Origin of the sequence: Alteromonas gracilis, from assembly GCF_002993325.1 — a bacterium.
In the GTDB taxonomy this organism is placed as follows: Bacteria; Pseudomonadota; Gammaproteobacteria; order Enterobacterales; family Alteromonadaceae; genus Alteromonas; species Alteromonas gracilis.
Genome location: NZ_PVNO01000005.1, coordinates 193456 through 217317, shown reverse-complemented (window position 1 = coordinate 217317; position 23862 = coordinate 193456). Strand labels below are relative to the sequence as shown.

18 protein-coding genes are annotated in these 23862 nt (G+C 46.1%); 2 read left to right on the top strand and 16 right to left on the bottom strand.

The window, feature by feature from the left end; translation table 11 throughout:
- Positions 1-138 precede the first annotated feature (138 nt).
- On the bottom strand, positions 139-3258 hold the full coding sequence (locus C6Y39_RS03675) for a beta-galactosidase (protein ID WP_105929969.1): 3120 nt from the start codon (positions 3256-3258) through the stop codon (positions 139-141).
- Between the two features lie 104 nt (positions 3259-3362).
- Between C6Y39_RS03675 and C6Y39_RS03670 the strand changes: the two genes are divergently transcribed.
- On the top strand, positions 3363-4232 hold the full coding sequence (locus C6Y39_RS03670) for an AraC family transcriptional regulator (protein WP_105929968.1): 870 nt from the start codon (positions 3363-3365) through the stop codon (positions 4230-4232).
- A gap of 53 nt (positions 4233-4285) precedes the next feature.
- Here the strand turns inward: C6Y39_RS03670 and pmbA are convergent, their stop codons facing one another.
- Positions 4286-5617, bottom strand: a complete 1332-nt coding sequence (gene pmbA / locus C6Y39_RS03665) for a metalloprotease PmbA (protein ID WP_105929967.1) — start codon at positions 5615-5617, stop codon at positions 4286-4288.
- A gap of 72 nt (positions 5618-5689) precedes the next feature.
- On the opposite strand from pmbA, the gene yjgA reads away from it, so the two are divergent.
- Positions 5690-6250 (top strand): ribosome biogenesis factor YjgA, encoded by a 561-nt coding sequence (gene yjgA, locus C6Y39_RS03660; protein WP_105929966.1) that lies wholly within the window; start codon positions 5690-5692, stop codon positions 6248-6250.
- 84 nt (positions 6251-6334) lie between these two features.
- Here the strand turns inward: yjgA and tldD are convergent, their stop codons facing one another.
- The 14 genes from tldD to C6Y39_RS03590 all read right to left on the bottom strand — a co-directional run bounded on the left by tldD (position 6335) and on the right by C6Y39_RS03590 (position 23856).
- Positions 6335-7777, bottom strand: coding sequence for a metalloprotease TldD (tldD, locus tag C6Y39_RS03655; RefSeq protein WP_105929965.1), 1443 nt, complete (start codon positions 7775-7777; stop codon positions 6335-6337).
- Positions 7770-8588, bottom strand: coding sequence for a carbon-nitrogen hydrolase family protein (locus C6Y39_RS03650; RefSeq protein WP_105929964.1), 819 nt, complete (start codon positions 8586-8588; stop codon positions 7770-7772). Before C6Y39_RS03650 ends, tldD begins: the two co-directional genes overlap by 8 nt.
- On the bottom strand, positions 8581-12594 hold the full coding sequence (locus C6Y39_RS03645) for a YhdP family protein (protein WP_105929963.1): 4014 nt from the start codon (positions 12592-12594) through the stop codon (positions 8581-8583). The genes C6Y39_RS03650 and C6Y39_RS03645 overlap by 8 nt, the downstream gene beginning before the upstream one ends.
- Positions 12595-12621: 27 nt before the next feature.
- A complete protein-coding gene (gene rng, locus C6Y39_RS03640) occupies positions 12622-14088 on the bottom strand; it encodes a ribonuclease G (RefSeq protein WP_105929962.1) in 1467 nt (488 codons plus the stop codon).
- Entirely contained in the window at positions 14085-14675 is a 591-nt protein-coding gene (locus C6Y39_RS03635; RefSeq protein ID WP_105929961.1) for a Maf family protein, read from the bottom strand. Before C6Y39_RS03635 ends, rng begins: the two co-directional genes overlap by 4 nt.
- A gap of 36 nt (positions 14676-14711) precedes the next feature.
- The gene (gene mreD / locus C6Y39_RS03630) at positions 14712-15188 is read right to left on the bottom strand and encodes a rod shape-determining protein MreD (protein WP_105929960.1); all 477 of its coding nucleotides are present in this window, start codon (positions 15186-15188) and stop codon (positions 14712-14714) included.
- Positions 15181-16071, bottom strand: a complete 891-nt coding sequence (gene mreC / locus C6Y39_RS03625) for a rod shape-determining protein MreC (protein WP_105929959.1) — start codon at positions 16069-16071, stop codon at positions 15181-15183. Before mreC ends, mreD begins: the two co-directional genes overlap by 8 nt.
- A 37-nt stretch (positions 16072-16108) precedes the next feature.
- A complete protein-coding gene (locus C6Y39_RS03620; protein ID WP_105929958.1) occupies positions 16109-17152 on the bottom strand; it encodes a rod shape-determining protein in 1044 nt (347 codons plus the stop codon).
- Between the two features lie 283 nt (positions 17153-17435).
- The gene (locus C6Y39_RS03615) at positions 17436-21161 is read right to left on the bottom strand and encodes an H-type lectin domain-containing protein (RefSeq protein ID WP_105929957.1); all 3726 of its coding nucleotides are present in this window, start codon (positions 21159-21161) and stop codon (positions 17436-17438) included.
- Positions 21161-21649, bottom strand: coding sequence for a pilus assembly PilX family protein (locus C6Y39_RS03610; RefSeq protein ID WP_105929956.1), 489 nt, complete (start codon positions 21647-21649; stop codon positions 21161-21163). The genes C6Y39_RS03615 and C6Y39_RS03610 overlap by 1 nt, the downstream gene beginning before the upstream one ends.
- Entirely contained in the window at positions 21639-22382 is a 744-nt protein-coding gene (locus tag C6Y39_RS03605) for a type II secretion system protein (RefSeq protein WP_105929955.1), read from the bottom strand. Before C6Y39_RS03605 ends, C6Y39_RS03610 begins: the two co-directional genes overlap by 11 nt.
- Entirely contained in the window at positions 22382-22903 is a 522-nt protein-coding gene (locus tag C6Y39_RS03600) for a prepilin-type N-terminal cleavage/methylation domain-containing protein (RefSeq protein ID WP_105929954.1), read from the bottom strand. The genes C6Y39_RS03605 and C6Y39_RS03600 overlap by 1 nt, the downstream gene beginning before the upstream one ends.
- On the bottom strand, positions 22893-23381 hold the full coding sequence (locus C6Y39_RS03595; protein WP_240618802.1) for a type II secretion system protein: 489 nt from the start codon (positions 23379-23381) through the stop codon (positions 22893-22895). Before C6Y39_RS03595 ends, C6Y39_RS03600 begins: the two co-directional genes overlap by 11 nt.
- Complete coding sequence (locus tag C6Y39_RS03590) at positions 23356-23856, bottom strand: prepilin-type N-terminal cleavage/methylation domain-containing protein (protein ID WP_105929952.1); 501 nt, start codon at positions 23854-23856, stop codon at positions 23356-23358. The genes C6Y39_RS03595 and C6Y39_RS03590 overlap by 26 nt, the downstream gene beginning before the upstream one ends.
- Between the last annotated feature and the right edge of the window lie 6 nt (positions 23857-23862).

Sequence of the window (23862 nt, the reverse complement as noted above, 5' to 3'; positions counted from 1 at the left end):
TTTGCCAGTATTGAATCTGCAAGAAGCCGCTACAAAACGTAGCGGCTTTTTTATAGGTAAACGTTAAGAAGCGAAACTCCACGTTAGCGAGCTTAAGCGACAGAGCTGCGCGCACCGCAGCTCTGTAAAGTGCTTTATTTATATTGCTTCAAAAAGGAATGAATACCGGTACGTTTTTTCCTCTAATAGGAAAGCTTTGTGCGTACTTGGGCTCCATGAGTCATCTCCCCCAACTCCCATATGTGCATGGTCGATGTAAACGAAGATGCAATCTTGCGGGAATAAATCACTGGTGTGTTTAGCATTATCAAGTTGTGCCTGGCCATATTCACTGACGTTAAAGTAGAACTTCCCTTGCGCTTGCAGACCCGCAATATTTAATTGCTTACAGTCGCTTCGCAAACCGTTATCAGTTGGAAAAACATATCGCGTTTGCATTTCATCAATTGGCAGCGCGTAGTGACCATAACGGGCCGCGGCCTTTCTATCAGGATAGTTCTCAAACGGGCCCAAACCCAACCAAGAAACGGTTAAATGATTTTGCTGCAACTCGGTCTGTGCCGGTACTGCCGTTTGCAAACCAATTCTAGGCATAGGCGGTAAGCTATCATCTAACAGCACTTCTACGTCCACTTTCAGCTTCGCTTGCCTGTCAATGGTATACGTCCACTTAGTCGCCGCCACAAGCATGTCGGCGTGATGGTATTCAAATAACGATGTTATACGCACATCGCTGGTACTCTGTTTTACGTCAATATGGGTGCAAGTGCGTTCCCATTGCCCTATACCGGCACGACGCCAGCGTGACTCCCACGCATTTGGGTCAGGGTTATCGACTTCACTCACGCCAATATCGTTATCTAGCGGAGCCCTGAAAAAGTTGTCTTCTAGGGGGGCGCTAAGGGTCTCATTCCCGTTTTTAAGCCACGACGTTAATAGCCCGCTTTTACTATTGAAGCTGAACACCTGGTTTTGCACACTAACAAGCAGCACGGCATCTTGCACTTCTACATCTATTTCTGCTTTGACGCTTTCTATGTCTCTATCCGTTGAAGCAAAAGATACAATACCGCTTTTGTTGGCAAGCGCTAATTGCGCGGTATCCATTACGTGCCCCGCGTTCGCCCACGAACAGTCATTAGCTAACACCACGTCGATGTTTAGGTGATAGTCAGCGCCAGCCTTAAACGTAATTTCAGGGTTTATATCAAGGGTCTGTGTTTGCTGGGGTGCGATATCAATATCGCATTCGCCTTCTGCAATTGCTTTGCCGTCTTCAAGTACCTGCCAGCGTAAACGCTCGTTGTCTGTTCGCCTGAATAAGTAGTCGCTTTTTAAAGAAAGCGCGAGGGTATGGTCTTTTTCCACTAATGAGAAGCTCACGTGTTGCTGGCAATATTTGGCTTCAAACAAGTGCGGGTGTGGGGTTCTGTCTGGGAACAGCAATCCATTTATACAAAACTGCCTATCGTTGTCCGTATCGCCGAAGTCTCCGCCATAGGCCCAATAGGCTTCGCCGCTTTCTGTATGCTTTGTTAACCCTTGATCAACCCAGTCCCAGATAAAGCCACCTTGAAGACGAGGATACGCCTTAAACGCTTTCCAGTACTCGTCAAAGCTCCCTAAACTATTACCCATAGCGTGCGCGTACTCGCACAGAATAACGGGCCGGTTTTCACCGGGCATCGACAACCACTTCTTAATAGCCCATTTAGGCACCGCGTCGTCTTTAATGTCGGTATCTACCCTTGCATACATTGGCGCAATGATGTCAGTTGCTGTGGTATCCGCGCCGCCGCCCTCATACTGGACTGGTCGCGATGGGTCAAATGACTTAGCCCATCCATACATGGCGTCGTGTGTCGGCCCGTGGCCACACTCATTGCCTAATGACCAGATGATGATACACGGGTGGTTTTTATCTCGCTCAACCATTTGAGTAAAGCGCGCCATGTAAGCACCAGCCCAGAGTGGATCACGTGACAACCTGCCCATTGGAAACATACCGTGGGTTTCAATATTGGCTTCATCTACCACATAAAGCCCGTATTCATCACAAAGTTCGTACCAGCGAGGGTGATTCGGATAGTGTGCGGTGCGTACGGCGTTGAAGTTGTTTTGCTTTAACAGCTTAATGTCTTCAAGCATGTCATCTTCGTTAATAGCGTGACCTTTGGATTGATGATGCTCGTGTCGATTCACGCCGCGAATCAATATTGCTTTACCATTAACAAGCAACTGACCGTTTTTCATTTCAACAGTTCTAAAGCCCACGTTATAGGCTTCTCGGTCTACTGTGTTGCCACTCTCATCAATAAGGGATACGACAATGCGGTACAGGTTTGGCGTTTCTGCGGTCCAGTGTTTGGGCTCTTTTATAGCTAACGTTTGGAATACCACATCATCCCAACCGCCCTTTTCATCTATACGCTTATTATTGGTACCTGTAATCGCTTGCTCTGTAACAGCGTTATCACCATCAAAAAGCTGGATACCCACTTTAAAGGTAGAAGGTGCATTGATGGCGGTACGCACTGAGACACTTCCGTCTCGATAGCAAGCATCAAGATTTGGTGTAACAAACACATCTTGAATGTGATGATGAGGCTTAGTTATTAGGCTAACATCGCGAAAGATACCGCTTAACCACCACATATCTTGGTCTTCTAGGTAGCTACCGTCAGACCATCTGATCACCATAACAGCAAGGCGATTTTCGCCCTCTACCAGTATCTTTGTAAGATCAAATTCAGCAGGTAAACGACTGTCTTGAGAATAACCAACATATTCTCCATTGCACCATAGATGAAAGGCACTATTTACCCCTTCAAATACGATGTGATTACGTTGTGAAAGCTGCTCTTTTGTGACAGTAAAAACTGTGCGATAGCAACCTGTAGGATTATCTTTAGGCACAACTGGAGGGGTTACCGCAAAAGGATATTTGACGTTGCAGTAAATGGGCTTGTCATACCCTTGCAGCTGCCAATTTGAAGGGACAACGATGGATTGCCAAAGGCAACCTTCTTCAGCGCTCAATGTTGCAGAAAGCAAACTTTCGGGGACGCTCTCAGGCGCATCAAATAACCGAAAATCCCATTGGCCATTAAGGCTGCACGTGCGTGTTTTGATATTGTGCAGCGCATTCTCTAACGAAGTAAACCCATGATGGGGGCTGTGAGCATTGATTCGATTTCGCTGAAACACCACGGGGTTTTGCCAATCATTCTGAGCCACTACTTGCGCAACATTAAACATATTTGTTCTCTTACATTTTAGTTGCTCTCAATATAGCTAACTTTCAGTGAATCCTTTATGCTCTAATCTTTCATCTATTTATCCAAAACTATCAAATCATATTTATGCAACCTAGTTTCAAAGATATTGTAGACATAGGGCCAAGCTGCTTTGAACGCTTTATCGATAGCAGCAATGCACCAGAAATTAGTGAGCTGGAAATAGAGCTTGCCGGATGCTCTAATTTATCAGGAAATTACACGGTTGGACGCGTCTCGCCCCCTAACCATACGTTGTTTTATTGCCTCAGTGGGAAAGGTGTATTTCGTACGCCATGTGAAAATCCTTCATTGTCTGAGGGGCAGCTTATCATTTTGCCCGCTAATCAGAGTTTCGAAGTATCTATCGTTAGTGAGCAATGGGATATTATTTGGCTCAATCTCGCGGATGTTGAACGTTGGAAACCGCTTAGAAACCGTGGCGCTGTAGTTTTAGACAATGTGGCTTTAGAAGGACTGCATCACGCTATGGAGCTTCTGTATCTAGAGCGCGATGTCGAGAGCAGACAGGCGGCGATGCAAATAGTATCAAAATACCTTTATACCATTATCGAGAAACAGCTCGGGGAATGTAAAACCGGTGAGCAAAAGGAAAGACGTCAAATCAACAGGCTAAACAGCTTGTTTTCAGCTGTAGATAAACAACTGCAGTTTGATTGGGATATTAAAAGCTTAAGTGAGAAAGCCCATTATTCATCCCCTCACCTTCATAGGCTTTGTTTACAAACCTATGGAAGAAGTCCGAAACAGCATGTCATCCACCTGCGCATGGCTAGGGCAAAAAGCTTGCTGCTAAGTACCCAATGGCCAGTATCCTATATCGCAAGCTATGTGGGCTATGCAAACGTGTTTACGTTTTCAAAGCGCTTTAAGAAGTCCACTGGCATGTCGCCCACCGAGTTTCGCAATGTAAACGAACAATCATCGGTGAGCTAACAGGTTTTATAAACCTCGTTGAACGGTATAGATAAAATATGCGGGTTGTAAGCTTAACTTCCCGCTATTTTCATTTGGTCAATAAGCACCGACCCAGTCTGCACACTGCCCCGTACATCTTTTTCAGCGCCAATTGCAACAATGCCTTTGAACATATCTTTCAAATTGCCGGCAATGGTTACCTCGTGCACTGGATACTGAATGACACCATTCTCAACCCAGTATCCTGCTGCACCGCGTGAGTAATCACCAGTAACACCATTAACGCCCTGCCCCATCAGTTCGGTCACAAACAGACCTGTGCCCATATCTTTAAGTAATTCAGCATCACTTTGACCCGTATCACCCACTAGCCAGTTGTGAATACCACCAGCATGGCCGTTCGAACGGGTGTTAAGCTTGCGCGACGAATAAGTGGTATAAAGATATGTGGCTAACTGCCCTGCTTCAACAATGGTCATGTCAGAACACGCTACGCCTTCATTATCAAAGCTTGAGCTTGCCAGACCACCTTTAATAAATGGCCGCTCTTCAATGTTAAGCCACTCTGGGAAAACTTGTTTGCCTAAACTGTCTAGTAAGAAGCTTGAACGGCGATACAGGCTGCCACCGCTAATTGCGCCCACATAATGCCCAAACAGACTAGACGCGATATCGCGATGTAGAAGCACAGGTACATTCGCTGTATTGATTTTACGCGCACCTAAACGGTCAACAGTGGCTTTCGCCGCGTCTTCACCGACAGACGCTGCCGATTGAAGCAGTGCCGCTTTGCGACTTACCGTGTAGGCATAGTCACGCTGCATATCGCCATCTTGTGCGCCAATAACCATACAGCTTAGTGAATAGCGACTGCTTGGATAACCTGCGTTTATTCCATGGGTATTACCGTACACACGCATACCTAGATTCGCATTATACGATGCGCCATCTGAATTAGTGATGCGCGGGTCGTAGTTCATTGCAGCCGTTTCAGCTTCAATGGCAATTTTGATCGCATTCTCAGTATTAAGCTCTTCTGGGTGATATAAGTCTAAATCAGGAAATTCTGTCGCAATAAGATCTTCGTCGGCTAGTCCTGTACACGGATCTTCACTTGTATATCGCGCAATATCTACGGCCTTTTCTACCGCCAACGTCAGTGCCGCTTTGCTTAAATCTGCGGTAGACGCGCTCCCTTTACGCTTGCCCACATATACGCTGATCCCTAAGCCGCCGTCGTTAGTAAACTCAACGTTTTCAACTTCTTGCATACGTGAAGATACGGCAATGCCCTGCACTTTAGACATGCTGGCTTCGGCTTGGGTCGCGCCTTTAGATAGCGCTAATTTTAGTACATCATCTACGACATTTTGAATGTCGCCTAACTGCTGCTCAATTTGCATAGTAAGTTTCGCTGTCTTAATTCGACTGTGATAGTTACAATTTAGCTAAAGTGTAACACTAATGAGTTTGAAATGAGTGATCAGAAATACAATTCTCCCGAAGATCCTTACTTCGAAGATGCGCAAGCAGATGAGTTCGAAGAGGAAGAGTTAGTCAGTAAAACTGAACTTAAGCGTCAGGCAAAAGAGCTTCACAAGCTAGGTGAAACTCTGGTTAACCTGACCGATGCCCATATTGCCACTATTCCCATGGATGAAGAGTTAGCAGATGCGGTGGCTATAGCGCGTAGGGTTAATAAGAAAAAGGATGGTTATCGCCGTCAGCTTCAGTTCATCGGCAAAACCTTGCGTAATCGAGACACCACTGCAATAGAAGAAGCATTGGCTAAGCTTACCCATCAACATCAGGCAGCAAATGCTGCATTTCATGCATTAGAGAAAGCGCGTGAGTCGATTATTGAACAAGGTGACCCTGCCATTCAAAAGCTCATTGAACAGTACCCTGAGCTCGATAGACAAAAGCTACGCCAGTTTCATCGCCAAATTAAAAAAGAGCGCGAAAAGAATGCACCGCCGAAAGCGTTTAGAGAACTGTTTCAGTATTTGAAGGATGTGATGCACGACGACCAGTAGCCGTTAGCTTCTGTCGCCAAAGACAAAAAAGGTTGGAACGACTGTCCAACCTTTTTAGTTTCATCGGGTATTGATTACGGATAGCTATGCAGTACCACCCACAGTAAGCTCATCTATTTTAAGTGTTGGCTGACCTACACCCACTGGTACACTCTGACCGTCTTTACCGCATACCCCTACGCCTTTATCAAGCGCAGTGTCGTTGCCTATCATTGATATTTTCTGCATCACTTCTGGGCCGTTACCAATTAAGGTTGCGCCTTTCACTGGTGCAGTAATTTTGCCGTTCTCAATAAGGTAAGCTTCCGCGCTAGAGAACACGAATTTACCTGAGGTAATATCTACCTGGCCACCCGCGAAATTCGGCGCGTAAATGCCTCTATCGATAGACGCAATAATTTCTTGAGGGTCGTGTTGCCCTTCCAGCATGTAAGTGTTTGTCATACGTGGCATAGGAAGGTGAGCATAAGATTCACGGCGGCCGTTACCGGTTGGCGCAACCCCCATAAGCTTGGCATTGTGCTTGTCTTGCATGTAACCTTTTAAAATACCGTCTTCAATTAAAACGTTATGTGCGGTTGGCGTACCTTCATCATCCACTGACAACGAACCACGACGGTCGCTCAATGTACCGTCATCAACGACGGTGACACCTTTAGCAGCTACCTGTTGGCCTATGCGGCCACTGAATGTTGAAGCGCCTTTTCTGTTGAAGTCGCCTTCAAGGCCATGCCCCACCGCTTCGTGAAGTAACACGCCCGGCCAGCCGTTACCAAGTACAACTGGCATAGCACCTGCTGGAGAGGCAACTGCCTGCATGTTCACTCGCGCCATGTGAAGTGCATCTTCAGCAAGGTTCTCATAGTAAGGCTTTCCGTTTTCATCTTGTTTGAAAAACGAATAAGCATAACGACCACCAGCGCCGGCTGATCCACGCTCGCGTCTATCACCTTGCTCTAGCAATACCGAGCAGTTCAAACGTACCAATGGACGTATATCTGTTGCTAGCGTACCGTCGCTCCCTGCTACTAGTATTTCTTCGTATACACCGCTCAAGCTCACGACGACCTGATTGGCAGAGGGCTCTTGCTTGCGAATGTAAGCGTCTACTGCCTTAAGCAGTGAAATCTTTTCAGCATCTTGCATCGCAAGAATAGGGTTATTCTCGCTATAACGCGCTTCAACAGCTTTTTGGCCTAATGCTGCAACTTGCTGTGTACCGCCACTAGGTGCGATACCACGGGCCGCCTTACATGCTTTAGTTAAGGCTTCTTCGCTTATTTCATCTGAGTAAGCAAACCCTGTCTTTTCGCCGCTGATAGCGCGCACACCAACGCCGCGCTCAATGTTGTAGCTGCCTTCTTTAATAATACCGTCTTCTAGCACCCAGCTTTCATGCTGGCTAGACTGAAAATACAAATCGGCATAGTCGGTGCTGTGACTATGAATAGTAGCTAGCGCCTTCTCTAGCTTTGAAATATCTAGCCCTGAGTCAGATAATAAATGACGCTCAACAGATTTAAACAAGGTGACTCCTGAATCGGTTATGTTCGGCAACCGGCATATTTTGTTTAATGGTCTCTCTTTCTGCAATGTCAACGTTGGCCGCCACAAAACCTACGTCGGTTTTACGTTCGGCAAGGGTTTCGCCCCATGGTGATAAAACAATGCTATGGCCGTAAGTTTCACGACCGTTTGCGTGCACGCCGCTTTGATTTGCTGCCACCACGAAACACTGTTTCTCTATCGCTCTGGCTTGCAATAATGCATGCCAATGCGCTTCACCAGTACGTTGGGTAAACGCCGCCGGCAATACTAAAATATCAATATCGCCCATTGCAGAAAACAATCCTGGAAAGCGTACATCATAGCACACCGCAAGCCCAATGTTGCCAATTGGCGTGTTAATGGTGACAACCTCAGTTCCTGCCTGCGTTGTCGCCGACTCACGGTAACTTCCCGTATTGTCGTTCACCGACACATCAAACATATGTATTTTGCGATAGTCCGCAAGTACCTCGCCTTCAGTACCATACAACATACAGGCTGCAGAAAATTTTTCTGGATTATCCGTTTTAACCGGAAATGTACCAGACACGATATAACACTGATATTGAGCAGCCAATGCAGACAAGCGCTGTTGGATCAAACCTTCGCCTTTGTTTTCGGCAATAGCTAACTGACCTTTGTCTTTGCCGCCGAAACAGGCAAAACATTCTGGCAGCACAACCAAACTGTTTATTTCAATATTGGCCGCAGCCATCTCTTTTGCCACGTTATCAAGATTTTCATCTACATTGGGCGTAGATGTCATTTGAAGTGCAACTAGATTAACCATCGATCACCTCCATTTTCACCCTGCGTAGGTCATCATCCGTTAGCGGCCGGTCTTGCGGATTAGCAGGAACAGGCGCATTCTGCGCAGGCAAACTAATGTCTTTACTATTACGCTCAACTTCGTCGAACTTAGGATCTTTTATGGTGCCAGTAACGCGATAGTTCACATTCGAAATCACTTTCGCAGAGGTTAGCACTTGGTCGATGGCCAATGCGGCTAATGCTGTGGGTGGTGTTGCTAAAAAATACACCAAGAACGGCAGGTTACCCGTGACGTTTGGCGCAAACGACACATTGTAGTTTAAGCCGCCGGTGTTTAAATCTGTGTAACCATTAATTTCTATTTCACCTGCACCACCGTCAATTTCAGTATCGTCGGTGTACGCTTTTCCGTTCACGATATTAAGCGTGCCGCCCATGTCATCGTAAAAAAAGCCTTTTGCGAAAACATCTCTAAAGTCGAGACTGAGCTTTCTAACAATTGAATTCAAGCTAAACAGCGTGAAAATTCGGGAGCCTTTGTCGCTAAGCTCGGTTAAATATCCATCAGACAAAGACCATTCCACGTCGCCGTTCAGTGCTTCAAAGCCAAAATCCATGGGTGCGTTGGGCCAGTTAACGTTAAACCTAATATCGGCGCTCGAATCTTTAATACCCGACTCAACGCCATATTCTTTTAACATTTGCCCAACGTCAGCAGACGTTAGCGTACCGTTTAATGCGCTTTGTATCTCTCCACCAACGTGCTTCCAGTAACCGCTGGCGGTGATATTGGTTTCGTCTGACTTAAGCAAAAGCTGACGAATGGCAAGCCCGCTATCATCCTTTGCAATATCTAGGGTAACTTCACCTAAGTCGATGCCATGAAAACCGCAAGATTGGCAATAAAAATAAATGGGCGGTAGAGAGATAGGATCGATAGTGTATGGCGAATCTTCCTTTACCGAGACGTGTTCTGTTACAACAGCGGTGCTCTCTACATGAAGACTATCGTTTGATGAGCTAGACGCCAGTTGCACCGGCTTATCTAGCGACAAATAGTCTGCGTTTATCTCTATACCTTGCTGCGCTAAATCGCTATTAATCCGAATCGTGGCCCGCGCCTGAGGTGACGCCAAATCTAAAATCCAGTCCTTGTTCCGCTCGGTCGCGTTTAGCTGGGCATTTTTGATCGTGTGTCCGGCAAAATTGAGCTTTTCAGCTTTTGCAAAAATCCGTGACGGTGTACCAAACAAATTGGCACGGGGCGTACTGCGTTCGGAGTCCGCCGTATTTTCCATATCGCTTGTTAGCGCGCTTTTTACTCTGGCTTTTTGTTCAGCATCTTCCCCTGCCCCTGAAAGCAGCATATCAATCGTGCTAAACCACGCTTGCACATCGGCTTCGGCCAAGTTTGCGCTGATGCTAAAACCCGTGCCGATATTAGCGATATCACTTTCACCTAACGCGAGATGAGCGCGGGAAAACTGCATTTCCTTGTGCGGTAAAATTCCGTCAAAACGAATACTGTCGCCGAGCGTTGCCACAACATTTGAAGCTTTACTATTGCCCTCGCTACTTACCACGAGAGGCAGTTCACTTCCTGCTGATGTATCAAAGGGTGCTGGCAATAGGCTTTGCGTCGCCGTCAAATCAGCTGTCAAATTTGCTGCGTACTCAAAGCTATCTTTCGATAACGTGAGATCAACGCTGGTCTTCCACTCACTTTCACCATCAATATAGTCAGTAAGCTCCGTATTCACATAATTTGCAAGTGGGTGTACATGCCAGCGCCCCCCTAACTCAACTGAGAGGTCGTAGGTATCGCTCTGCCTACCTGATAGTGAAAGGTAGATAGGCTGCTTTAAGAAACGTGCTTGTAGATTAGTAGCGTCAATGTCACCGTTGGTGAACGACACGTCTCCTGATGCTTTATCGAAAAGCATCTTTGTGGTGGCCACATAAACGGGGTTATTGGCGAGATGTGCCGTACCAGAAGCCACCACATCTTTACCTTTGAACGGGATATCAAGCTTAATGTCTGCGGAAAGCGGCCCACTAATTTGCACTTCATCCTTAAGTACTTTCCCTAAAGAATTTTCAAGGGATGAATTCATCATAAGTGCAGTAAGCGCGTCACCGGTTCCCTCACCGGTGGCGTAAATTGCAAGACGAGCATCAGGTTTAAAACTTGGAATTGCTGCTGACATATTACTTATTTGCATGCCTGCCAACGTCGCGGTCGGACTCTCCATCACCAAAGCGTTGTTTACAAAATAGAGCGAGAGATCTAAATCACTGAGCGCAGGCCAGTCTGGCGCAAATAAAAAGTCGCCACCTTTGATATCGACATATGCTTGAAAGATGCCTGTATTATCCTCAAAAGGAAAGTCACTGGTTGCGCCATGCCACAGAATGCGCGCACTGCTTATGTCGCCTTTTCCGTTAAAAGCGCGGGTTAGATACTTATCTGTATTTTTCCCCATTACGGCTACCGGAAAAAGATCGCTCACCTCGCTTAAGGGGATTGCGCTCACGTCCGCGTAGAGAGACATGAACCCCGTAGAGGTATTGAGCTTAAATTGAGGTTTTAGTGTGACCGCATCGCTGTCAAACAGCATGTTGCTGCCTTTAACTATCCACTGCTTATCCTTCCCGCTTGAGGTTGTGGGATAAATGTAGAACTGCGAGGTGAATGAATGGATATTGAGGTCTTTTTTAATTATCCCGTTCGCGCTCAACACACTATCGGTGCTATCTAAGTAGATTGCCCCATTATTTTTATACCAAAACAAGTCAGCGTTCAGCGACGATAGCCCTGGAATTTTATCCGTTTTATTCCATTGTAAATCGAACACTTTTGCAGCCAACGAAGGTTCACCGTTATGTAATTGGATCTGCAAAATCGCAAGCTCGCCTTTCGGATCTAGCTCACGTATCTCGTCTTCACCGGTGTCGTCCATAAACAGTGGAAGGAGCAGTAAAAACGGATTTACCTGAACAGGCTTAATCGTATTTACCAATACATCGCCACTTGGTGCAATACTGCCTATAAGGTCGGTTGTCATCGTCTCACCGTTAGAACTAACGACAAGATTGTCTAATCTGACATTCCACCCACCCTGTTTATTTGCCGTGTTGGGTAATACTTGCAAACTCCCGCTAGTAATACCTGTTACGGTTTTAGCGCGACCGCCGCCCCATTCTAGTAAGCTATTATCGAGCTCCGCCTGTACGCTAACAATTTCACTATTGGTAAAGTCAGCCCATACTTCAAAATTAGCTCGACTTTGCGTTAACGGACGCTTCGTTTTTATTAAATCGCTAACCCATGGTGATATATCAAGTTCTTCTGCTTTTGCGTAGAAAACGCCTTCAAAGTCCTCGCGCGATCCCTTGATATCAATAACAAACGAAGCAGAATTTGCAGCTAACTCGGCGACTTTTAACTGGCCTAATCCCTGATGTCGCTCGTTATGGTTATTCCAAGACAAGCTTTCTATGTTAAAGGAGTTCGTCTCGTTAAGATGCGTTAGCGATACGGCACCGTCTTCAAGCGAGAAGCTTTGTAGCTGCTCCAAGAATAAGCGTTCAAGTGCACTTACGACAGGAAAGTTACTTTTTCCTCCACCTGATAAACGGTCTGCATCGATATTCAGTTGAAGACCGCGTAACTCAAAGCGAGTAGAAGAAATAAGTTGATGGCGCAGAGACTCCCAAAAGTCCAGTTCGACGTAAATTTGCCGAATATCAAGCGCAACTGGAGAGGCATCATCTTTGGCTAGAGACACCGAATTTAGTACAATGCTAGGACCGCTGCGCTGCCAAACAGCATGCACACTTTTTATAGATAGGTTTACGCCATACTGCTCATTTATATAGTTTTCCAACAAATGTTTGTTGTGCTCAATATGCGGCAGAGCATAGCGTGCAGCGCTTAAAACTAGCGCGAAAAGTACCAGTAATACGGCGAGTAGCAGCCAGAACTTCTTAAGTAGATAAGCAGCTACCGACGAAAAATTTGTCACATTTTGCCTTTGTATAACGTTAATGCATTACATCATGACGACGTCGTACTTATCCTGGTTGTACAGTGTTTCTGTTTGTACCTTAATCTGCTTAGATACAAATACTTCGAGTTCGGCCAGCATATGAGACTCCTCCCCCATTAGCGCTTCTGCTACTTTGGGAGACGCATAAACCACAAATTTATCAGCGTCATAGGCGCGGTTAACCCGCACTATTTCACGCATTATTTCAAAACAAATGGTTTCAATAGTTTTCACTGTGCCACGCCCTTTACACACAGGGCACTCGCCACAGAGAATATGCTCAATGCTTTCACGGGTGCGTTTACGGGTCATTTCAATTAACCCCAACGCGGTAAAACCGTGAATGTTAATTTTGGCTCTGTCCTTGTTAGTCGCTACCTCTAATGAATGTAAGACACGTCGTTTATGATCTGGTTCAATCATATCGATAAAGTCGATAAGGATCATACCGCCAAGATTACGCAATCTTAGTTGACGAGCTATTGCTTGCGTCGCTTCAGTATTGGTATTAAATATGGTTTCTTCTAAATTACGGTGCCCAACAAAGGCGCCAGTATTTATGTCTATGGTGGTCATAGCTTCGGTTTGGTCGATGATGAGGTAACCACCAGATTTCAAGTCAACCCGACGTTCAAGCGCGCGCTGCGCTTCATTTTCAACATCGTATAGATCAAAGATAGGTCTATCGCCGGTGTAGTACTCAAGCTTGCCGTTCATTTCAGGCACATATTCTTTGGTGAACTGAAAGAGTTCTTGGAACGATAACTTTGAGTCTATGCGTATTCTATCGAGTTCTGTGCCTACAAAGTCACGCAATACGCGCCGTGCAAGCGGTAAATCTTCATAAAGCACATTAGATTTGCGTTTTTTCATGCGAGACTGAATTTTATCCCAGAGTCTTCGCAAGAACGCGGCGTCTGACTGCAGTTCATTTTTGCCTACACCCTCTGCGGCGGTGCGCAAAATAAAACCACCGTTTTCATCACAAAACTCTTGCACCAACGACTTCAAGCGCTCTCTTTCGACTTCTTCTTCGATGCGTTGAGATACGCCTACATGGGTAACTGAAGGCATAAATACAAGATAGCGACTTGGGATAGTAATGTCTGTTGTTAAGCGCGCACCTTTAGTGCCAATTGGGTCCTTTACCACCTGAACCACAATATCTTGACCATCTCGCACCAACTCGCGAATGTCTTGTTTTTGAATATGGCTTGCCGAGACTTCCTCTGCAATTTCGTTGTGAATGACTATGTCCGACGCGTGTAAAAAGGCCGCTTTCTCTAGGCCGATATCAACAAAAGCTGCTTGCATACCGGGCAATACACGGCTTACTTTACCGCGATAGATATTGCCAACCAGCCCGCGTTTAGTGTGACGCTCGACGTGTATCTCTTGCAATATTCCGTTTTCAATCAGCGCAACCCGTGACTCTGATGGTGTAACATTAATAAGCAGTTCAGCACTCACGACACAACTCCAAATGCATTGAGTAATTGGCGGGTTTCATAAAGGGGTAAACCTATTACAGCACTTGCACTGCCATTAATTGACACCACAAATTCTCCACCAATACCTTGAATAGCGTAACTCCCTGCTTTATCAGCAGGTTCTCCTGTCTCCCAGTATGCGTCAATTTGCTCATCCGTCAATGCTGCAAAAGTCACAGCGGTGGTGATAACTTGGGTCTGTTGGCGCGAATCACTCAATGCGCTGATAGCTGTTAACACCTCGTGCTGCTTTCCAGAAAGCATTCTCAGTATTTTTTTAGAGTCGGCTTTATCAATTGGTTTCCCAACGCTTTGCCCCTCAAATGCAATTAGCGTATCGCTTGCTAGGATGACGGTATCTGCGGTCATAGAATGCTGCGTTTCTAGCTGAGCTTTAACGGCTTGCGCCTTTTCTGCTGCAAGGCGTGTAACGAGCGCTTGCGGTGTTTCATTGAGGCGCGGCGACTCGTCAATATCGGCAGGATGTATTGTGTGCGCAATGTTCATCTGCTTGAGCAACGCGGTGCGTCTTGGTGATGCTGACGCTAATACTACCGATTTAGTCATTGACTTACCTTTGGTTAAAGCAAAAAGAGGGGTGGATTAGGATATAGAAAACTGTCTTCGGGTACGTCTTAGCAGCCAAAATACCCAGGGCCATAGCACCATAGACGTTAAAACTGGCCACAAATAATCCACCTGAAAATAAATATCGGTTAAAAGGTGCTGAACCCAAAACGTCATGAGGTGATAAAGCGACGACATAAGACCAATAATTATCGCTTGCTGCCACACGGAGTAGTTGCGTAAGCGTTGATAGTTTGCCGCCAATATGTACACGCTAAGGCTCAACCCTAAACTGTGAATCCCAAGCGTTGTGCCGACTAACACGTCCATTGCCACCCCTGTTAGAAAGGCAACACCAACATTAACTCTATGAGGCAGCGCCATGCTCCAATAGGCTAGCACGACCAATACCCAATCAGGGCGATACACGTCAACCTGCGAAGGTAAAGGTACAATTTGAAGAACCAGTGCAACCAGAATGCTTAGCCAAATAACGAGGTTACGTTTACGCATCGGACGCTTTCTCCTCGTTATCGATTACATCATCCACTTCGGGTTCCGATTCATCTTCATCCGGCTTATTTTGCCAAAGAAGAAGAAGGTGACGAAGCCTGTCTAAATTAGCCAAAGGCTTAACGATAACCCGGGCAAAAGGCCGGCTTTCATCGCGCACAACTTGCGTGACTTTTGCCACAGGATATCCTTCAGGAAAAACGTTTCCCAAGCCGGAAGAGATAAGCGTATCGCCTTCTTGTATATCAACGCTGTGGGGAACATGCTCAAGAAAGAGTTCATTGAGGGCACCGCTTCCCGTCGCGATAAAGCGGATGTCGTTGCGAAGAGAGCGCACGGGGATGGCGTGGGTTACATCGGCGATAAGTAAAACACGACTGTTTGTCGATCCTACTTCCATTACTTGGCCCACAACACCCTTGTCATCAAGCACTGGTTGAGATAGGTAAACGCCATCTATGGCCCCTTTGTTTATCACCACTTGCTGGCTGTAAGGGTTTTTATCTACAGCCATAAGCTCGGCGACCATTTTTCGCGAGGTCTCTCTCACTGGCGCTTGTAATAACTCACGAAGCTGGGCATTTTCTTTGGAAATAACATCGAATTGCTGTAGCTTCTCACTCATCAGCAACAGCTGGTTATTGAGTTTTTGATTTTCAGCCAAGAGCTGTTCTTGAGACGTAAGACGCTGAGCGCTTTCGCTAAGTAAAAGGCCAGGAAGGTTAGCGATATACTGAAGGGGGCTCATTAAAGAGTTCAGATAAACTCGCGTCGATTTAAAGCCATCTAATTTATGATCGACAAATATCAGCGTCACTGACAAAACAAGCGCCAGTGTTAATCTGATATTTAAAGAGGGCCCACGAGTAAAAATAGTATCCATGATACAAATAAGGCAACCTTACGGTTGCCTTTCCTGTTTATTCGTAGCTAAACAGGTCGCCACCGTGAAGGTCAATCATATCGAAAGCCTTACCACCGCCGCGTGCTACACAGGTCAGCAGGTCATCAGCGATAACCACTGGTATACCCGTTTCTTCCATTAGCAATCTATCTAGGTCTTTCAGTAACGCACCACCGCCGGTTAACACCATACCACGCTCTGATATATCTGAAGCAAGCTCAGGCGGAGACTGTTCTAGTGCAACCATAACTGCAGAAACAATACCGGTTAACGGCTCTTGAAGTGCTTCCAAAATTTCGTTCGAATTTAGCGTAAATCCGCGCGGCACGCCCTCTGCAAGGTTACGGCCGCGAACTTCAATTTCACGCACTTCTTCACCAGGGTATGCAGCACCAATTTCATGCTTGATACGCTCTGCGGTGGCTTCACCAATTAGTGAACCAAAGTTACGACGAATGTAGTTGATAATCGCTTCATCGAACTTATCACCACCAATACGCACAGAAGAAGAGTAAACAACGCCGTTAAGTGAGATGATCGCAACTTCAGTGGTACCACCACCGATATCAACGACCATCGAACCTTGTGCTTCAGATACCGGTAAACCTGCACCAATCGCCGCTGCCATTGGTTCATCGATAAGGAAAACCTCACGGGCGCCAGCGCCAAGCGCAGACTCTTTAATTGCGCGACGCTCTACTTGGGTAGAGCCACAAGGTACACAAACCAAAACACGAGGGCTTGGTCGAAGAAAGTTATTATCGTGCACTTGCTTGATAAAGTGCTGAAGCATTTTTTCAGTGACGTAGAAATCGGCTATCACACCGTCTTTCATTGGACGAATAGCACGAATATTGCCCGGCGTTCGGCCAAGCATACGTTTAGCTTCTGCACCCACCGCAGCCACGCTTTTAGGGCCAGCCGCTCGTTCTTGGCGAATAGCTACTACTGAAGGTTCATTAAGTACGATACCTTGGTCTTTTACATAAATCAGCGTGTTAGCTGTTCCGAGGTCGATGGACAGATCGTTAGAGAACATGCCTCGAAGCTTTTTAAACATGAAGAGTGTATTCCTGTTTCTGTGTTAACGCGTATTTGCAAAGGTAAGATGGCGACGCTTTAACGTGAAGTCGATAGTTATCCGCACACTTTAACAATGGGGGCAATTTTGGGCAAGCGATGCTGTAACTTAGAGCAAAAATAACTGCAATAAAAAAAGCGACATGAGCGCTTACCCTGTAAAGGTATACCACTATACGCGTTTATCAATTGAATCTTAGGTTAGACCCACATAATGACCGCGTAAAAAAAAGAAGGTTCAATACACCGCCAGTTTATTACCTTTATTCGTTATTGATTTGCTCTCTTTTGTAAATGATATTGTCGTTTCCTCGATAAACACCGTAAGTTAGCGTTGCGCTAGGAGGATTATCAGCTTCACCATCGCCATCCCAATCCCACAGTAACCATGGATCTGGGGTATAACTTACCGGATAGTTACCAGCGCCGTTTGGCGACGATAAACGCATACCTTCGCCGGTAGTATACGCACCTTCATTTAGGGTTCCGTCTTCAGACGAAATCAGCTCACCGGAGGCGTCGGTAATGTTAGCGTGCTCAAAATCAGTACAGCTATCATTAGCGTTTATTCGCCACGTTTGACCGTCCCAATATTGAGTGCGAAGCGGCAGTAACAACGCTTCATCTGCTCCGCCATAGTTGTTTATCAACGTGGCTCGGCCATACGCGAAACTGATTGCGCCTCCGAAATCGTCGACACATGAACCACCGCAAGAAAGCCCATTAAAGTTTGCGCCTTCTATTTGTCCGCTATCTGCCACCAGCACAATAGCAGCATCAATATATGCGCCATCGAGCGCTGCGCTGCCTAATCGACTAAATGCTATATCATTGTCTGAAAAGCTAATTTGCCCTGTCGCTCCGCTTTGGGGCCACCCTATCGCGTTTATGTTTTCTAAACGGTCCAGCAAACTTCCGTCATGTTCAACTTGCAGCCCAACGCTTGTTAGTTTGTCGAAGCCATCGTAGTAATTTACCGTGCGGCTGCCATTTTGGTTAAGAGCAGTAAGAGAGAAGCTCACTTCGCTTATTGGCTGACCAAAGTAGTTGAACGCATCATTCGCCGTACACGCCGCCACTACATTTCCCGTCAGTGCAAAATTAGAGGGCGCAAACCTGCCCACATTGTTTACCTCGCCAAGCACGGTAGAGTTTGTTAAATACGTACTTTGCGCAGCGATAGATATAGTACCAACCTCATCGTAATTTAGAGCCAAGCTAACTTGACCCTCGTTATCAAAATTAACGGCAGTGGCGCTTAATGAACCTGCTGTCCCACCTGCTGGCAAGATTTGTTGAGGGGTCAGAGTAACACTCCCTGAATAATGCTCGGCTATGTTGTTATTAGCTAACTCTGCGAAGTTATCTGGTATACCGTCGTTATTGCTGTCTTCGCCATCAACCCACTGCACAGTGCGAAGACCTAGTACAAAGTTTTCTCCCGTGCGCTTCAGCAGTGAGCCATCCGCGTTAGTCGCATATCCGTTGGCATTAGTACTGGTGCCACTGTCATTTAAAATGTCCATTGCGAAACCGAAAGGGCGAACTGTGAAGATATTTGAAGACCCAGATATTGCTGTTCTGTCAGTGATGGTTCCCGTAAGCGACAATTCACCCGCGTCAGGATACTGCAACGTAAACTCAGCGCGAGAGTTTGCATCGAACTGCAGCGCGAATGTCTCTGCAGACAGCCCCAATTGATATGTATTGCTGTTATTAATTAGCGCTAGTTTGTTCGAGCAATTGCTAGCACTTGCGCAATTGTAATTAAGGTCAACATCCACAACTTTATTTTTTAAGAGTTCGGAATTGCCACACGCCTCCACAGCGTAAGTTTTACTGTTAAAACCTTGGTCAGATGGCTTGCCCGATAGTTGGGTGACTATGGTTGTGTTGTCGTCAGAAAGATTTTTAAATACTAAGCCATCGTCTTCAAAATTAACCTTGCACCCTTCAATACCCACTTCTTTTCCGCCAATAAAGCAGCGAAGCTGAGATGATGGCGTTTCTCCTAGTGTTGCAAGTTTTGTATCGTTTCCTCCCAAGCTGTCTAGGGCTAACGAAACTTGTCCAGTAAACGAGACGACATCGTTTCCGCTCCACTGAAAATTAGCATTGTTTTGCGGCGACAGATTAACCGTTGAAGGCTGAGAGTAGAGGAGATCGCAATTCACATCTGCACAGGCTTTAAGCGTTATCTGTTTAGCCGCACAGCTACTTCCCTTGTTGTCCGCTAACTCATAGCGATAGTGATTAAGTACTTCGATTACCTCACGGCCGCATATGCCGGGGATATTATTGGGTACTTCGTTCGCAGTTACTTTAAGAGGTGCAGGAATATTTACCGTAGGTGAAGAAATAGATCCAATCCCCCCGCCGGCGTTAAATCGCCCAACAACGGTTTCATCACCTACGTTAGCAAACGTTATCGTGCCTTTGGCAATAACTAACGCTTTGGGATTGGAGCCATCAATGAGGACGTCACCATCTACATAAATAGCTAAATAGGCGCCATCAGCAACGGTAACGTTGGCATTAGCCATAATGAATCTGGTTGGCTCGCCGATTGGATTTGTACCTGGATCGGAAATATAAATGCGCGTTGGGGCAACAACGTTATAGTTTCCAGCTGCCATCAGCACATTCTGCCTGTTGAAGTAGTAATTCCCCGCTAGATTACCCGCAGTTATTTCGGGACCGCTATCATCAACAGTAATACTAGGTATTGCTCTAGCCTGTGACTCAGTCAGTGAGTCGGTGTTATTTACGGTACAGTCGACTCCCGGCTCTCCACATTTAGGGTAATCAACGGTGCCAGCTGTCCCTCCGGGGATTAACTGAGTTGCGCTTAGTACGCCTCTGTTTTCATCGATAATACGGCTATTAGCGGGAAGACTAATTGCCGAGCCGCCAAATGCTGCTACCGCGCCAGGAAATGCCACGTCACAACTTGGCACTTCACCACTAAAAACAAACTCTGATGTCATGGCCAGAATACTGGCCTCTTCTTCGGCGTGATTACGTTCTGAATCTAAACTTCGATCTTCATCAACGCGAAGCCCCAATCTATTTTTATTGACCTGACAACTGCGCAGCCAGCCTCCGTCTTGACCGTTGCGGCTAATCTTACTTGCAGCTACTAAAGGCGTTTGCGTATAATTATTTTTAAAGTTATTTCGAAAACAGCCGTCACTCCACCCTTGAATGCGTACGTCTGCAAAGTCAGCTTCCCAGACTACTTCTATACCGTTGTCATCGAAAAACCTACGGTCAAACCCTTCCGTGGTAGCCATATAAGCAACGGTTTCGGGTCGTGTTACAGGTTCATAATCTGTTTCTGATGCTTCCAAGGCGATGTAGTAGGAAGGCGCTTCATATTTTGCTGCAATGGTGAGAAATGGCAGTAAATATTCATTGGGAGGTTTCTTTCCATTTACGTCTACTTGGTTATTAACAGTTTGAATGGAATGGAAGAATACGGGCTGCTCACCAAAGTCTGTCTGTAACGGTACTTGCGCGTATCGCGCATCTTCAGTACCAGGTACTAATGTCCCTGTTGGAATATACCAAGGTGAGTTAGTAGAAGCTTGGATGGTAGTAGCATCCAGCTCCATTTTTCCTACCTCAACAATGTCGCCGCCAGGGAATTCGTGAACGCCGTAGGCTATGGCTAAATAATGGCCACCCATTGTGATATGGGGGCCATCTTCACCAGAGGGCTCAAGCGGCAATGCTTCAAAACCCGTTCTGGTGACGTTGCGAATTTTGACTATAGCAGGGTTATCACCTTGGTTTGTTGAGAGCATAAATACGGCTGGCGGCTCATCGTAAACCTGCGAAAAACTAATTGTGGTCCATTCTGCTTTGTTATAGGTATTTTGAAGTTCGATGAACCTGCCTTCAATTTGAGGTACGGCAAGCACCGGCAGTACCAATACAGATAGCCCCACCAATAATAGGGCTCGAATAAGGGATATATGGTATGTCATTATTCTTCCTGCCTTACTTCAACAAGCACGCGTTTTGAGGTTTCAAGTTGGCCTACACTGCACTGCGCTTCAGCCCCTAACGCATAAACCCTAATTTCACCGGCGGCCACTTCAGGCTCTTCAACCTCGGTCTCTACCTCACAAGAGAGTGTAATAACACAATTCTGCACGTTTGCTGCACTGATAATTACAGGTTGCGTGATGGCAGCACATGCTGGGTTATTACCATTAATTAGTCTTGAAATCGCAACTTCCATTCCGCTTTGTGCCGCCAGATAAGCCCGGGCGCCATAATATTCAATGGATTGCTGGCGGATGTTGGATGAAATTTGATTAGACAGCGCAATACCAAGCCCTAAAAGCACAATACTGATAATAATAGCTACAATAGTTGTAGAACCTTTTTGCCGAGCTGGCGACCTACATAGACCGACAGGGCGTAGTTTTTTGCTATGACTGACGTTTGGTCGCGTTTTTTTATGGCACATTAGGGAAGTGAACCTCGTGTACAACCGATATCTGCTCATCATCACTGCTTTCTAAGGTCATTTGCAGCTCTATAAGACCATTTTGTCGCAGGCCTGCGGTCACTACGTTCGCGCTCCATGATGCCACATTAGTACCAAGGACGCCGGAAGTAGCACCTTGGGTTCTTATTAAACGATCCCCTTGGGCGGTAGATGTTCTGCATACTGTCACTTGCGCTTCAGGAACAAAGAAACGTTTGCCTGGGGAAGCTTGCGTATTGGGTGCACTAAGTGTGAGGTCATACTGATTATCGCTAGACGGGTCGGCAGCGGCATCTGCAATAGCATCTATTGTTCGCCCGTTATCAGTCACGCTCTGCGGATTTGTCGGGTATATAACAAGTGTATCATTCACACTCAACTGACTATTGAACACGACTACGTGCATGGGGTTATTAAACGCATCATCCACGTAGGTGCCACTTTCTTTTATCGGATAATAAGAAAGGCACCCCAAACTTGCGTCAAATGACACAGAATTTGGCACCACATTGCGTAACTCTTTTTCCAGTCGCAAAATAATAAAGCGTGCGTCTGAAACAAGGCGAGTACGCTCTGCACCTGTTATATAGATTTGTGCACTTAAAGAAATCACCTGCGCCACAGATACACTAATTACACCTAAAATAGTGATAACCAAAATTAGCTCTATAAGCGTAAAACCGCGCTGGCGCTGTGCTTGTCGTGGAGACATTAATAGCTCCCTCGATAAGCGCTGAAGTTGTAAACTTGGCCGTCTGGGGCAGTCACTGCTATATCAATGCGCTTGAACGCTTGACCGTCTGTTGGCGTGCTATCGTTTAGATCACTGTCGTAATCTACCGTTACCGCAAAAGCAAAGTTATTGTAGTTCCCCCCCACATTGCTAACTACATAGCCATTGTAATCGTCGACATCATCATACTCATCTTCATTAGCTTCTTCGGGGCCGAGTGTGGTCGAACAGTTACCCTTAGCATTACAGGTTTCAAAAGGCGGGCTTCGGTCACTATTTTCATCAAAAGAGCGACTTAGAATATCGTTCATCAACGACTGACCTAATTTCGCAGCTTTTACTTGGCGAAATGGCTCAGCCGTTTGTTCAGCTTGCGGCACGATTAGAGACAGCACAATAGTTAGGCTAATCGTGAATACAACAATACCAATTACTAGCTCTAACAAAGTAAAGCCTTCACTGCGTTTTCTACGCGTAGGAAACATTGCGCTAGCACGCATAAATGGCTCCTTCACTCTGAAGGCACACAGCAAAGGTGCTTATCTGAATTTTGCAGTTCGTTGAGCACGCGATGTTTCGCGGTCTGCCAAAACCGTCAAATTGGATTTGAGAAAAACTATTGCCGTTTTCATCGGCAGTTTGGAAGGTGAAGTCAGTACTAGATGCATTGACGACTTGATCATCATCAAAAGCGGTAGAAAGTGAATTTGCGCAATCGTGACCAGCAGGTGGTGCAATAACTGCACTCGTTATTTTTACGCAACTGCTATCTTGTACATTTTGCATGGCGCGAAGCTGCATATTGCGCACTAACTGAAGGGCCCTGTCACGAAGCGCAATGGCTTCTTCAGTATCGTTACCAAGAAAGCGAGGTGCGGCGGTAACCGCCAGCACCCCAATAACCAATATGGTTATAATAAGTTCTACTAAAGTAAAACCGTTTTTTTTCACATTACTGAACGCAAGTATTGACTTCAATCGACGGGCGCTCGCCTGCGGCTGTTGAGTTAGTGTACACAACAGAACAAGCCGCAGTGGTAGCAGTAGGAGGCGTATTCTGATAGTCACCAAACCCCGTGTAATATATAAGAATAGAATCTGGGTCGGCGGTAATTAAAGCGGTTGCATACTCTGTCGTATCATAGTCAACAACGTCGGTGATATTTGTTGCAACCTCGGCATTTGGGTACCCGAAAACCGTCGTGACGGAGGTTGTGGCGTTTAAATCGACAGTCCCAGTTGCGCCAGCTTGGTCTTGAACCAAGGCTTTACCATAAATAATGGATGAAGCTGACTCTAATGACCCAGCAATACCTTCCAGTACAGAATCACGGGCATCGTCTTGAAGGTTCAAAAACTTAGGTGCCGCGGTTACCGCTAGAATACCCAGCAATACAATAACAATGATTAACTCGATTAGGGTAAAACCCTGTTGCGCTGATACTTTTTGCATAATCAA

Bases quoted from the DNA above. Each gene is read 5' to 3' on its own strand.
- C6Y39_RS03675 (WP_105929969.1), bottom strand. From the start codon at position 3,258: ATGTTTAATGTTGCGCAAGTAGTGGCTCAGAATGATTGGCAAAACCCC.
- C6Y39_RS03670 (WP_105929968.1), top strand. From the start codon at position 3,363: ATGCAACCTAGTTTCAAAGATATTGTAGACATAGGGCCAAGCTGCTTT.
- pmbA (WP_105929967.1), bottom strand. From the start codon at position 5,617: ATGCAAATTGAGCAGCAGTTAGGCGACATTCAAAATGTCGTAGATGAT.
- yjgA (WP_105929966.1), top strand. From the start codon at position 5,690: ATGAGTGATCAGAAATACAATTCTCCCGAAGATCCTTACTTCGAAGAT.
- C6Y39_RS03650 (WP_105929964.1), bottom strand. From the start codon at position 8,588: ATGGTTAATCTAGTTGCACTTCAAATGACATCTACGCCCAATGTAGAT.
- C6Y39_RS03635 (WP_105929961.1), bottom strand. From the start codon at position 14,675: ATGACTAAATCGGTAGTATTAGCGTCAGCATCACCAAGACGCACCGCG.
- mreD (WP_105929960.1), bottom strand. From the start codon at position 15,188: ATGCGTAAACGTAACCTCGTTATTTGGCTAAGCATTCTGGTTGCACTG.
- mreC (WP_105929959.1), bottom strand. From the start codon at position 16,071: ATGGATACTATTTTTACTCGTGGGCCCTCTTTAAATATCAGATTAACA.
- C6Y39_RS03620 (WP_105929958.1), bottom strand. From the start codon at position 17,152: ATGTTTAAAAAGCTTCGAGGCATGTTCTCTAACGATCTGTCCATCGAC.
- C6Y39_RS03615 (WP_105929957.1), bottom strand. From the start codon at position 21,161: ATGACATACCATATATCCCTTATTCGAGCCCTATTATTGGTGGGGCTA.
- C6Y39_RS03610 (WP_105929956.1), bottom strand. From the start codon at position 21,649: ATGTGCCATAAAAAAACGCGACCAAACGTCAGTCATAGCAAAAAACTA.
- C6Y39_RS03605 (WP_105929955.1), bottom strand. From the start codon at position 22,382: ATGTCTCCACGACAAGCACAGCGCCAGCGCGGTTTTACGCTTATAGAG.
- C6Y39_RS03600 (WP_105929954.1), bottom strand. From the start codon at position 22,903: ATGCGTGCTAGCGCAATGTTTCCTACGCGTAGAAAACGCAGTGAAGGC.
- C6Y39_RS03590 (WP_105929952.1), bottom strand. From the start codon at position 23,856: ATGCAAAAAGTATCAGCGCAACAGGGTTTTACCCTAATCGAGTTAATC.